Below are 11972 nucleotides of genomic sequence, written 5' to 3'. Positions count from 1 at the left end.
CCTGCGAAATCAACCCGGCCGTTTGACGACGAAGTCGATTTCGACCAGCGCATCGCGCGCCAGCGCGGTCACGCCGATACAGGTTCGCGCGGGCAGCGCATCGGCCGGAAAGTAGGCGCGGTAGATTTCGTTCATCGGCGCGTAGTCGCGCTTGAACTCGGTCAGGAAGATACGTGTGGCAACCACGTTATGCAGGCCGAGGCCCAGCCCCTGAAGAACCAGCACGAGATTGTCCATCACGCGCTTGGTCTGGGCGACGACACCCTCGGGCAGCGGTGCGGCGTCGTCGGTGGGGGAGGTCGGCATCTGGCCGGTCAGAAAGACCCAGCCGTCGGCCTCGGCAGCATGCGAGAACGGGCCGACCGGCGTGGGTGCTGAGGGAATCATCCAGAAGGAGGGGGTTGAGCTCATGGGCGGGTGCGCTGGGTCGGATCGAATGTCGGGATGACAAGGTAACCGATCAAAACTCAGGATGCCGGCGCAGTGCGCGGCATCCTGCCCAACTCCCGCCCGATCAGACCAAACCGGTCGCGTAGTAGACCGCGATCACAAAGAAGACCGCCATGGTCTTGATCACGGTCACCGCGAAAATGTCGCGATACGACTGTCGATGCGTCAAGCCCGTGACCGCCAGCAGCGTAATCACCGCGCCGTTGTGCGGCAGCGTGTCCATACCGCCGCTCGCCATCGCGACGACACGGTGCAGCACTTCCATCGGGATATGCGCGGCTTCCGCGCCCTTGATGAACGTGTCCGACATGGCCGCGAGCGCGATGCTCATGCCGCCCGACGCCGAACCCGTGATACCGGCCAGCGAGCTCACCGAAACAGCTGCATTGACGAGCGGATTGGGAATGCTTTTCAGTGCGTTGCTGACCACCAGAAAGCCCGGCAACGCTGCGATCACACCACCAAAACCGTATTCCGACGCCGTATTCAACGAAGCCAGCAACGCGCCGGCCACGGCGGCCTTGGTGCCAATTGCGAAGCGTTCGCGCACGCGGTTGAACGCCGTGACGACGACCATGATGATGCCGAGAAGCAGCGCGCCTTCCACGGCCCAGATGGCGACCACGGCCTTGATCGTCGTGGTGACCGGTGCGTGGATGCCCGGCAGGATGTCCGGTGCAACCGTGTACGACGCGCCGTACCAGTTCGGGATCCAGCGGGTCAGGAGGAAGTTCGCGACACCGACCAGAACCAGCGGCGCGACTGCCAGCAACGGATGCGGCAGTTGCTTCGATTCGACGCGGTCCGGCTCGTTGACCAGATCCGTGCCGTAACCCTCGCCGGTTGCCATTGCTGCGCGGCGGCGCCATTCAAGATACGTGAGGCCGACCACGATGATGAACAGCGAGCCGATCACGCCCAAAGCGGGCGCGGCCCACGAGGTGGTCTTGAAGAACGTGGTCGGGATGATGTTCTGGATCTGCGGCGTGCCGGGCAGCGAATCCATGGTGAACGAGAACGCACCCAGGGCGATCGCGCCGGGCATCAGGCGCTTCGGAATGTTGCTCTGGCGGTACAGCTCGGCGGCGAACGGATAGACCGCGAACACCACCACGAACAGCGAGACGCCGCCGTAGGTGAGCAGCGCGCACACCGCGACGATCACCGCATTGGCGCGCGAACGGCCAATATAGCGAATGGCAGCGGCCACGATCGATTCCGAGAAGCCCGACAATTCGATGACCTTGCCGAACACGGCGCCTAACAGGAACACCGGGAAGTAGAGCTTCACGAAGCCGACCATCTTCTCCATGAAGATGCCGGTGAAAACCGGCGCGACGGCGGCCGGATCGGTCAACAGAACGGCGCCTAGCGCGGCGATCGGCGCAAATAGAATGACGCTGTAGCCGCGGTAGGCGGCAAACATCAGGAACGCCAGCGCGGCGAGGACGATAACAAAGGACATTGAGTCTCCAAAGCTTGGTTGTTCTACATGGTCGCCGTCCCGAAGGTGCGACGGCACGGCGCCGGCAAACGCAGGTTTCGTGCCACGCGCACGCTAGCGGCCAGCCGCCTGATAGCGCGGGCCGAAGCTCGAAACGTGGTGCGGCCGATTGTACCCAAACGTCTCCAAAACGGGACGTAAATCCGCTGAACATAGGCCAAACCAAGGTTAAACCCTTATGCCGCAGGCTTGCTGGCGATCTCTTCGATGAGATAAGCTTGTCTACAAAATGAGACAATCATAAAAAGATGTTAGCCGGAGACAGCGACAGCATGATGAACGACTGGGCAGGCCTGCCTGCCACTTACGGCGACGTATTGCGCCGGGCGATGGATTCGCTCTTTCGCACATTCGAAAATTTCAGCGAAGGCACCTTTATCGTCGACGCGGACGCGCGCGTGGTCTGGATCAACAAGCGCTATGCGGCGCGCTTCGGTTTTTCGGACCCCGAGCAGGCGATTGGCCGCGATTGCGAGGCGGTGATTCCCAATAGCCTGATGCGCGAGGTCGTCAACACCGGCAAACCGATTCTGCTCGATATTCTGGAAACGGACCGCGAACCGCTCGTCGTGACGCGTCTGCCGCTAAAGGACGACGCGGGCGTCACTGTCGGCGCCGTCGGCTTTGCGCTTTTCGATGAGCTAAAGGCGCTGACGCCGCTCTTTTCCCACTACTCGCGCGTGCAGGAAGAGTTGATCGCAACGCGCCGGTCGCTCGCCCAGGCGCGTCGCGCGAAATATACGTTCGGCAGTTTCGTCGGCACGAGCGCGGCCAGTCTCGAAGTGAAGCGGCAGGCGCGCCGCGCGGCGCAACTAGAATCGCCCGTGCTGCTGCTCGGTGAAACCGGCACCGGCAAGGAGTTGCTGGCGCATGCCATCCACGGCGGCTCGGCGCGCGCGAATCAGCCGCTCGTGACGGTCAACGTCGCGGCGATTCCCGACACCTTGCTCGAAGTCGAATTCTTCGGCGCCGCGCCCGGCGCGTACACAGGCGCGGACCGCAAAGGGCGCGTCGGCAAGTTCGAACTGGCGAACGGCGGCACGCTGTTTCTCGACGAAATCGGCGATATGCCGCTGCCGTTGCAGGGCAAGCTGCTGCGCGTGTTGCAGGACAAGGAGTTCGAACCGCTGGGCTCGAACCGGATCGTGCGCGCGGATGTCCGGATCATCGCGGCGACTTCGGCCGATTTGCCGGCACTGGTCGCGGCGGGGCGCTTTCGCGCCGACCTGTTCTATCGGCTGAATGTGCTGACCATCCACGCGGCGCCGTTGCGCGAGCGGGTCTCCGATATCGAAGCGCTCGCCTACGCCATGCTCGAAGACCTGTCGACGCAGGCAAGTGGCGGCAGTCACTTCGAATTGCAGGACGACGCGCTGCGGCTGCTGTGTTCCTACGACTGGCCGGGCAACGTGCGCGAATTGCGCAATACGTTGGAGCGCGCCGTAATGCTTTCCGACAGCGAACGGATCGATGCGCGGGCGCTGGCGCCGTTTATCGGCTCGGCGCAGGGCGGCGGGCATCGTCGTTTGGCGGCAGCCGAGGCGCTGTCCGCGGCGCACGCTTCGGGCGCGCAAGCAGGCGCGCCCGAACCGGCGTCGTGGAGCGACGCGATGGCGGCGTTCGAGAAGCGTTTCCTGATCGACGCCTTGCGCGCCAACGGTGGCCGCGTGATCGAGACGGCCAATCAGATCGGCATGGGCCGCGCGACGCTCTACAAGAAGATCGCCGCTTACGGCATCGGCGTATGACCGCGTTCGGCGACGTCGAGTGACGCAGCGTAATTGCCGCGTGGCACAATCGCGTGATCGAAAAACAAGATGTGATCGGGGTTTCAGATGAAACGCAGTCTCTCCTCCTTTGCGAGCCGGGCCAGCGCCACGCTGGCGGTCGGCGCCGTGGTCGTGCTGAGCGGTTGCAGCAGTAGCGCGCCGCTGTTTCTGTCGGATGGTCGCGCAACGACGCTGGTGCAGTGCCCGGCCGGTTCCGACTCCTGCTCGCAGCAGGCCAGCGCGGGTTGCGGCGGCGCGTTCGACGTGGTGCGCCAGTCGACCGAGAATGGCACGCTCAATCTGATTTACGCCTGCCGGGCGAAGTAACGGCGCGGGCGCGATAAGCGTCTCTGGCATTCTCTTCCTTCGGCCCGCCGCTCGATCGTGACGGCGGGCGCCTCTATCGCAGCGCCGAGTTCATCTGCACCCGGCAAATCGGTTCATTCGATTCCTCGAGATCGGGACGACAAGTGCATGGCGGTCGTAAAGACCTGCGTCTAATGCAGCTTCGCCCTGCGGCACTTATGCGTAATGGTTTTTAATGCCGCGCTTCATATTATTTCCAACCGCCGACCGAAATTAAATCCGCGAATTTTTTGCCGTTAAGCTAAGTCGGTGCGGAACCTAACGGAACGCGAAGTTTAGCGGCGCTATTCTTTTCTGACAGCCTTGGAAATCAGGCCGCAGGCAGGTTTTGCCGCTTCAGTCCTTGCGTGGAGGGTGCTCAGGAAGGATTTTCCGTTTCAGTTAAAAAGAACCAAAACGGCACGCTTTATGCTTTTATTTACGCAGTGAAAATAGTTCAACGAGTAATCCGGGGAAAGCAATGAATCACCACCAACTCGAAAAAGATATTGAACATCTTGAACACGTAATCTCGCATATCTCCGCTGAGGACCGCATCCCGCTATCGTATTGGCGCAGCCGCATCGATTCCGTATCGGGCGCGGTTCGGGTGCCGGCGCAAGCGAGCCGCGTGAAACGGCTCAACGCCGCGCTTTCGGCGCTGGAAGAGCGGCAAAAAGGCTGAACTACCGCAACGGTGGGCGGCTTCGACGTTCCCTTTCATCGGGTAACATCGTCTGCAAAAATTAAGGAACGTAACGGCCGGGCAGGTTGCCGCGTACCGGACGGTTGTCTCGATGCAAGCCGCGCATTTGCTGCGTACGCGCCAGACGGACGGATGCGGGCATTAGACCAACTGCGGACGGACGGCGCCCCCAAGCCATAACGAGCAGGCCGGCATTCCTACCCACTGACTCAGGACGAACATGCAACGAGCAGGACTCTCTGCGTCTCGATTGACGGCGTTGACCAACGCCATGCAAGGCTATGTGGAACGCGGTGAAGTGGCGGGCGTGGTTTCAATGGTCTGGCGGCGCGGCGAGATCGGCTACTTCGAGCCGCTCGGCATGCGGGACGAAGCCGCGCAATTGCCCATGGAGCGCGATACGCTGTTTCGCATTGCCTCAATGACCAAGCCGGTCACCAGCGCCGCGATCCTGATGCTGATCGAAGAGGACCGGCTCGCCCTCGACACGCCTATCTCCCTCTGGTTGCCTGAACTGGCCGCACCGCGCGTGCTGCGCGACCCCACCGGTCCGCTCGACGAAACCGACCCGGCCAGAGCGTCGCTCACCGTGCTGGATCTGCTGACGCATCGCGCGGGCTTCGCCTATGCCTTCACCGCAACCGGGCCGCTGTCCAAAGCCTACGCTGCCGCATTCAACGGTTTCGAAGCGCGCATGGACGCCAACACGTGGCTTGCCCGCATCGCGGATTTGCCGCTGATGTTTCAGCCCGGCTCACGCTGGCACTACGGCATCGCGACCGACGTGCTCGGCGTGCTGATCGAACGCGTGAGCGGCATGCCGCTCGGCGAGTTTTTCCGGACGCGGATTTTCGAGCCGCTCGGCATGCGTGATACGGCGTTCTGGGTGCCCGACGCACAACTCGCACGGCTGGCCACCGCCTATGGCGTCGAAGCGGGCTCGGGACGGCGTGTGGTCGAGGATCATCCTGCTTCGAGCCGATGGGCGAATCGGGATCGATTCCAGAGCGGCGGCGGTGGCCTGATTTCGACAGCGCAGGACTATCTGCAATTCGCGCAACTCCTGCTCGGACGTGGGCGGGTCGGTACGACGCGTTTGCTGTCGCATCGCTCAGTCGATCTGATGCGCTCGAACTTCCTGACGCGCGACCAACGCCGCGTGCCGGCCTTCGGACATGTGCTGTGGGCAGGCCAGGGGTTCGGCCTCGGCGTGTCGGTCGTCGATGATCCTGCGCAGCAGTTGCCGCTCGGCTATCGCTCGGCGGGGTCGTTCGGCTGGCCGGGTGCCTATGGCACGAGCTGGTTCGCCGATCCGGTCGAGGACCTGATTGGGCTGATGCTGATTCAACGGCGGTCGATCGAACCGTTTTCTATGGCAGTTGACTTCGAACGCCGCGTGTACGATGCGATTGACGATTGAGAGACCGGGCTGCGGCGGGCAGGCCGACGGCTGCTGGCCGCGTCAACGGCGCCTGGCTTTACGCCTCTCTATCCGGTAATTTATTCGTCTGATAGTGTCCGCACTTCAGTACTCGTCAAAACGATCGGAGCACCCGCCATGGCCTCGTACAAGCAGTTGACTGCCCAACTCGAAAAACTCCACAAGGAAGTCGCAGCGGCCCGCGAGAAGGAAATTGCGCAGGCGATCGCCGACATCAAGCAGAAGGTGGCCGAATACGATCTGACGGCCGAAGAGTTGGGTTTTACGAGCAAGCGCACTACGGCCCGCAAAACCGCTTCGGTTGCCAAGTATCGCAACCCGAAAACCGGCGAAACCTGGAGCGGCCGTGGGCGCTCGCCCGCGTGGCTTGCCGGCAAGAATCGCGAGCGCTTTCTGATCGAAGTCTGAAGCGCGTCGGCGCATGGCGTGTCTGCTCGTCGTGCGCCGGATTGTCTGGAGTGATGTCGCGAGCGGAGTTTCTCGCACCGTCACGCAGGTCCCGAAAACGCTCACCTTTCGCGTGAACCTGGAGCCGGAGTCGTTCGACAGGCTGTGCGGTTTGCGCCTCGGCTCTCTGCTTCGGTGAGCCAGGTTTTGGCGAGTGACGCACCTTGCGTCCAGCTTGACGCCGCGCCTCGCGGCGACTCATCCTGTTTCGCGGAAACCCGCGCCAGCCATTGCTGGCGCGCGTTCCCAGGCTCTGCGAAGAATCGCGGCGGCCCCAGCCCCATTCCCTTTCCAGTTGTCGCGTTGCCCTCGACACGCCGCACATCGCGTTCGCGCAGGTGCGAGAACGAGCTTCGGCATGCTCACCTTTCATCGCCATTCGAGGGTGCGTCGGCGAGAGTCCCGAAAACCCTCACCTTTGCGCTCACCGATACGCGCACACCACTGCGCTCCGGACTAACCCGGAGTTGAGTTCCTCTCATACCCCGCATCAAAACTCATCGATACAGGGTCGCGGATGCCGAACGTCACAATCGGCCATCCACTCAACCTCGACGGAACGACCATGAGCGTATCGACGGACAAACAACTCTTTATCGGCGAAGGATTCGAAGGCCCCGGCGTCAACCTCGCGCACATCAACGTACTGGTCGGCCCGCGTAACGGCCCGGCAGGGCAGGCTTTCGCCACCGCACTGGCGACGCCGTCCGCGGGCCACGCGCCGTTCGTCGTCATCGCGCGTCCGGGCGTGCCGACCAAGCCGCTGACGCTCTATGTGAACAAGGCGCAGATCGGCAGCGACTTCCACGGCAATGCGACGTGGGGCGCCTCGCAAGCCGGCATTGCGAAGGCGGTGGCGGAGTCGTTGGAGAACGGCACGCTGCCGCCCGAAGCAGAAAACGATTGGGTGGTGGTGTCCGCGAACTGGGTCAACCCGAGTGCGGACGATCTCGACGCCGTCTTCGAAAACAACTACCGCGCATGCAGGAACGCGATCCTCGCGGCGATGAAAGGCCTGCCGCATCGCGAAGAAGTATTCGCCGCGGCACGCGACGTATCGAACCCGTTCTACACACCGAAACAACGTTAATCGCATGGCGGGCGGTTCGGTGAGCGCGGATGCGCCACTCACGGTCCGCGCCGCTGGATGCGACCAGGAAGGAGACAAGCACAATGGAATACATTCGCCTCGGCCAATCCGGCCTGAAGGTTTCGCGTCTGTGCCTCGGCACGATGAATATGGGCACGCCGCAATGGAAGCCGTGGATTTTCGATGAAGCGCAAAGCGAGCCGATTGTCCGTCATGCGCTGGAAGCGGGCGTCAATTTCATCGACCTCGCCGACTTCTATTCGACCGGCGTGGGCGAAGAAGTGGTGGGGCGCATTCTGAAGCGTATTGCGCGCCGCGAGGAAATCGTCGTGACGACCAAGGTCGGTTACGACATGGGGGCGTATCAGAACGCCGGCGGCCATTCGCGCAAGCACATCATGGATGGCATCGACGCCTCGCTCACGCGTCTCGGCATGGATTACGTCGACATCTACATGCTGCATTTCTTCGACGTGAATACGCCGGTCGAGGAAACCATGGGTGCGCTCAACGATATCGTCCGCGCCGGCAAGGCCCGCTACATTGGCGTATCGACCATGTACACGTGGCAGTTCGCGAAGATCATGCAGGTCTGCGAGCGCAACGGCTGGCACAAGCCGATCAACATGCAGTTGCAGTTGAACCTGGCGTACCGCGAGGAAGAGCGCGAAATGATTCCATATTGCCAGGATCAGGGCGTCGGCGTCTCGGTGTTCAGTCCGCTGGCGCGTGGGGTGCTGACGTGCGATCCGGGTTCGACGCGCAATCAGACCGACTTCTTCACCGCGCAAATGTATGGCGATGTGGCTTCGCGTGAGATTGCCGCTTCGGTGGCGCGCGTGGCCGCACGGCGCGGGGTGTCGGCCGCGCAAATCGCGCAGGCGTGGGTGCTGAACCATGGCGGCGTCGCAAGCATGCTGGTCGGCGCGGATACGCCGGCGCAGTTCGATAGCGCGCTCGCGGCGCTCGGCACGACGCTCTCGGCGGACGAACTGTTCGAACTCGAACGCAACTACACGCCGTGCGATCTGATCAACGATTACACCGCCGGCAAGCGTGTTGCCCGCGAACCGCGGCTCGCACAAGGTGTGTTCGTCGAAACGCTGGAGAAGGCGGCATGAACGAATTTCTCCGCACAGCGCATTACATCGGCGGCGAGTGGTACGAAAGCGCCGGCACATACGCCGTATTGAATCCCGCAACCGGCGAGGTGGTTGCGCAAGTGGCCAAAGGTGGCGTGGCGGAAACCGCGCAAGCCATCGCGGCTGCCGAGCGCGCGTTTCCCGCATGGCGTTCGCTGACCGCAAAAGAGCGCAGCGTGCGCGTCAAACGCTGGGGCGAGTTGATGCTCGAGAATCGCGACGCGCTTGCAGAACTGCTGACGCTCGAACAAGGCAAGCCGCTTGCCGAAGCCCGCGGCGAAGTCGGCTATGCGGCCAGCTTCTTCGAATGGTTCGCGGAGGAAGCGAAGCGCGCGTATGGCGACGTAATCCCGAGCCCCAATCCGAACGCGAAGATCATTGTGACGCGCGAACCGGTGGGCGTGGTGGCGGCGATTACGCCGTGGAATTTTCCGCTCGCCATGATTACGCGCAAGGCCGGTCCCGCGCTTGCGGCCGGCTGCACGATGGTGCTCAAGCCATCGGAGGAAACGCCGTTATCCGCGTTCGCTCTGGCGGTGCTCGCGGAGAAGGCGGGCATTCCGCCGGGCGTGTTCAACATCGTCTCCGGCGATGCCGTCGCGATCGGCAGCGTGCTCACCGAATCCGACGTGGTGCGCAAGCTGTCGTTCACCGGCTCGACGCGCGTCGGCAAGCTGCTGGCGAAGCAATCGGCGGACACGTTGAAAAAGCTCTCGCTCGAACTCGGCGGCAACGCACCCTTCATCGTATTCGACGACGCGGATCTCGACGCCGCCGTGCAGGGCGCGATGGCTTCGAAATTCCGCAACACCGGGCAGACATGTGTGTGCGTGAATCGCTTCTACGTGCAGGACGGCATCTACGAAGCATTCACGTCGGCGCTGACGCAAGCCGTGTGCAAGATGCGCGTAGGCAACGCGTTGCAAGGCGAGGTCGAACAAGGTCCGCTGATCAATCAGGCGGCGCTGAAGAAGGTCGAAACGCACGTTGCCGACGCATTGCAAAAGGGCGCGAAGATTTTGACGGGCGGCAAACCGCATGCGCTAGGCGGCACGTTCTATGAGCCGACCGTTCTTGCCGACGCCTCCAGTTCGATGCTGATCGCTGGGGAAGAAACCTTCGGCCCGGTGGCCGCATGCTTTCGTTTCAAGACCGAAGAGGAAGCGATTGCCGCGGCTAACGACACGCCGTTCGGCTTGTCGGCGTATTTCTATACACGCGACCTGGCCCGCGCCTGGCGCGTCGGCGAAGCGCTGGAGAGCGGCATGGTCGGCATCAACGAAGGAATTCTATCCACGGAAGTCGCGCCGTTCGGCGGCGTCAAGCAGTCAGGGCTCGGTCGCGAAGGCTCGAAGTACGGGCTCGATGAATACACGGAACTGAAATACATGATGATGGGCGGCCTCGGGCGCTGATCTTCAGACCGCGGGCCGCGGCGGCATGCACACGCATGCCGCACTGGCGGACCACGCAATCGGGCGACCGGTAGCACGCCAGCCACGCCCGACGACTCATACCAACGAAGGAGACAGCGTGAGCAATCAGGACATGCAGGCAGCCACTCTCGGCCTCGCCCCCACTTTGCCGGCGGCGGCAGCACCCGCGCACCGCCCCATTCCTCTCGACGATGTTCCGCTCAATGCCTTTCACGTCAAGATCGCCGGCCTGACGTTCGGCGCGCACTTTACCGAAGGCTTCGCGCTCGGCACGATCGGTTATGCGCTCGCGTCGATGAATCGGCAGATGCCGCTCGACGCTTTCTGGATGGGCATGATCGGCAGTTCCGCGTTGATGGGCATTTTCTTCGGCAGTCTGGTTTTCGGCTGGTTGTCCGATCGCCTGGGACGACAAAAGATTTTTCTGCTGAGCTTTCTGATCATTACCGCAGCCGCGTTTGCGCAGTTCTATGTGCGCTCACCGCTCGAATTGTGTCTGCTGCGGGTGGTGATCGGTTTCGGCATGGGCGGCGATTTCGCGGTGGGGCACGCCATTCTCGCGGAATTCTCGCCGCGCAAGCACCGTGGCACGTTGCTCGGGTCGTTCAGCGTGGTGTGGACGATCGGTTACGTGGCGGCGAACGTGCTGGGCATGCATTACGCCGATGCTTCGCCGGATGCATGGCGCTGGTTGCTTGCGTCGGCGGGCGTGCCGGCGTTGGTCGTGCTCGTGTTGCGCGTAGGCACGCCGGAGTCGCCGCGCTGGTTGCATGGCAAAGGCCGGGTCGCGGAGGCCAAATCGGTCATGCTCAAGCATTTTGGCGCGAACGTGACCCTCGACGGCGGTCATGATGAACACGCGCAAACGGCGGGCGGCTTTATGCGTTTGTTCAAACCGGATCTGATTCGACGCACGATTTTCAATTGCGCGTTCTTTGTGTGTCTCGTCATTCCGTATTTCGCGGTCTATACATTTCTGCCGACCATTCTGAAAGCGATTCATTTGAACAACGATTCCAGCGCGGATTTTCTGCTCAATGGGTTTCTCGTGCTCGGCGCGCTGATTGGTATCTGGCTGACGATCAAGCTGCCGCGTCGTGTCTTCCTGATCGGTTCGTTCGCGGTGACGTGTGTTTCGCTGATCGCATTGAGTGTGCTGCCGGAGTCGGCGGCATTGGGGATGATTGTCGCATTCGCGATTTTCACGCTGACCATGTCGGCGTTTTCCAATCTGGTTGGCGTGTTTCCGCCGGAGTGTTTTCCCACTGAGGTGCGTGCTTGCGGCGTTGGTCTCGCGATTGCGTGCAGCCGTCTTGGCTCGGCGGTCGGCACGTTTTTGCTGCCGCTCGGCATCGTGCATCTGGGTTTCCATATCACGATGATGGTGCTTGCCGCAGTATTGCTGATCGGGATGGTGGTGTCGATTGCGTGGGCGCCCGAGACGAAGCATTTGACGTTGAACGAGGCGAGCGGCGCGTAGCGCTTTTCTCTGCTAGAAAATAACCCGCCGCATTGGCAACGATGCGGCGGGTTTTTATTTGGACAGGCTGATCAGCTTGCTGGCCGACACAAATTTTGCGTGGCGTATTGCCGCGTCCAGCCTATTCACGAAGAGCCAGTTTGACCGATTCTTCGTGCATTG

Annotated in this window: 11 protein-coding genes; 9 read left to right on the top strand and 2 right to left on the bottom strand. The window is 62.2% G+C overall.

The annotated features are described in order from the left end of the window. Positions 1–9: 9 nt before the first annotated feature. Together BLW71_RS29125 and BLW71_RS29120 are read right to left on the bottom strand one after the other, a co-directional pair. On the bottom strand, positions 10–411 hold the full coding sequence (locus BLW71_RS29125; RefSeq protein WP_091805194.1) for a RidA family protein: 402 nt from the start codon (positions 409–411) through the stop codon (positions 10–12). 103 nt (positions 412–514) lie between these two features. Then, positions 515–1915, bottom strand: coding sequence for a GntP family permease (locus tag BLW71_RS29120; protein WP_091805191.1), 1401 nt, complete (start codon positions 1913–1915; stop codon positions 515–517). A 311-nt stretch (positions 1916–2226) separates the two neighbouring features. Between BLW71_RS29120 and BLW71_RS29115 the strand changes: the two genes are divergently transcribed. The 9 genes from BLW71_RS29115 to BLW71_RS29075 all read left to right on the top strand — a co-directional run bounded on the left by BLW71_RS29115 (position 2227) and on the right by BLW71_RS29075 (position 11810). Beyond that, positions 2227–3702 (top strand): sigma-54 interaction domain-containing protein, encoded by a 1476-nt coding sequence (locus tag BLW71_RS29115; protein WP_091805189.1) that lies wholly within the window; start codon positions 2227–2229, stop codon positions 3700–3702. A gap of 87 nt (positions 3703–3789) precedes the next feature. After that, the gene (locus BLW71_RS29110; RefSeq protein ID WP_091805186.1) at positions 3790–4050 is read left to right on the top strand and encodes a hypothetical protein; all 261 of its coding nucleotides are present in this window, start codon (positions 3790–3792) and stop codon (positions 4048–4050) included. A 499-nt stretch (positions 4051–4549) separates the two neighbouring features. Next, positions 4550–4753, top strand: a complete 204-nt coding sequence (locus tag BLW71_RS29105; RefSeq protein WP_007178697.1) for a hypothetical protein — start codon at positions 4550–4552, stop codon at positions 4751–4753. A gap of 241 nt (positions 4754–4994) precedes the next feature. Next, entirely contained in the window at positions 4995–6194 is a 1200-nt protein-coding gene (locus BLW71_RS29100; protein WP_091805183.1) for a serine hydrolase domain-containing protein, read from the top strand. A 138-nt stretch (positions 6195–6332) separates the two neighbouring features. Further along, a complete protein-coding gene (locus BLW71_RS29095; protein ID WP_091805180.1) occupies positions 6333–6623 on the top strand; it encodes an H-NS histone family protein in 291 nt (96 codons plus the stop codon). Between the two features lie 604 nt (positions 6624–7227). Continuing rightward, positions 7228–7752: a formaldehyde-activating enzyme gene (gene fae, locus BLW71_RS29090; RefSeq protein WP_091809027.1), complete on the top strand. Its 525-nt coding sequence runs from the start codon at positions 7228–7230 to the stop codon at positions 7750–7752. 83 nt (positions 7753–7835) lie between these two features. Beyond that, positions 7836–8873 carry an aldo/keto reductase gene (locus BLW71_RS29085; protein WP_091805177.1) on the top strand — a complete coding sequence of 346 codons (1038 nt, stop codon included), beginning with the start codon at positions 7836–7838 and terminating at the stop codon, positions 8871–8873. Then, complete coding sequence (locus tag BLW71_RS29080) at positions 8870–10309, top strand: NAD-dependent succinate-semialdehyde dehydrogenase (RefSeq protein ID WP_091805173.1); 1440 nt, start codon at positions 8870–8872, stop codon at positions 10307–10309. The genes BLW71_RS29085 and BLW71_RS29080 overlap by 4 nt, the downstream gene beginning before the upstream one ends. A gap of 118 nt (positions 10310–10427) precedes the next feature. Then, positions 10428–11810: an MFS transporter gene (locus tag BLW71_RS29075; RefSeq protein WP_091805170.1), complete on the top strand. Its 1383-nt coding sequence runs from the start codon at positions 10428–10430 to the stop codon at positions 11808–11810. The last annotated feature ends 162 nt before the right edge of the window (positions 11811–11972 follow it).

The sequence above is a fragment of the Burkholderia sp. WP9 genome (assembly GCF_900104795.1).
Classification (GTDB): domain Bacteria; phylum Pseudomonadota; class Gammaproteobacteria; order Burkholderiales; family Burkholderiaceae; genus Paraburkholderia.
The sequence above is the reverse complement of the archived record's forward strand: the minus strand, read 5'-3'. Positions and strand labels throughout refer to the sequence as shown.

What these genes read in the sequence shown, in the direction of transcription:
- BLW71_RS29125 (WP_091805194.1), bottom strand. Translation starts at nt 411, where the DNA reads ATGAGCTCAACCCCCTCCTTCTGGATGATTCCCTCAGCACCCACGCCG.
- BLW71_RS29120 (WP_091805191.1), bottom strand. Translation starts at nt 1,915, where the DNA reads ATGTCCTTTGTTATCGTCCTCGCCGCGCTGGCGTTCCTGATGTTTGCC.
- BLW71_RS29115 (WP_091805189.1), top strand. Translation starts at nt 2,227, where the DNA reads ATGATGAACGACTGGGCAGGCCTGCCTGCCACTTACGGCGACGTATTG.
- BLW71_RS29110 (WP_091805186.1), top strand. Translation starts at nt 3,790, where the DNA reads ATGAAACGCAGTCTCTCCTCCTTTGCGAGCCGGGCCAGCGCCACGCTG.
- BLW71_RS29105 (WP_007178697.1), top strand. Translation starts at nt 4,550, where the DNA reads ATGAATCACCACCAACTCGAAAAAGATATTGAACATCTTGAACACGTA.
- BLW71_RS29100 (WP_091805183.1), top strand. Translation starts at nt 4,995, where the DNA reads ATGCAACGAGCAGGACTCTCTGCGTCTCGATTGACGGCGTTGACCAAC.
- BLW71_RS29095 (WP_091805180.1), top strand. Translation starts at nt 6,333, where the DNA reads ATGGCCTCGTACAAGCAGTTGACTGCCCAACTCGAAAAACTCCACAAG.
- fae (WP_091809027.1), top strand. Translation starts at nt 7,228, where the DNA reads ATGAGCGTATCGACGGACAAACAACTCTTTATCGGCGAAGGATTCGAA.
- BLW71_RS29085 (WP_091805177.1), top strand. Translation starts at nt 7,836, where the DNA reads ATGGAATACATTCGCCTCGGCCAATCCGGCCTGAAGGTTTCGCGTCTG.
- BLW71_RS29080 (WP_091805173.1), top strand. Translation starts at nt 8,870, where the DNA reads ATGAACGAATTTCTCCGCACAGCGCATTACATCGGCGGCGAGTGGTAC.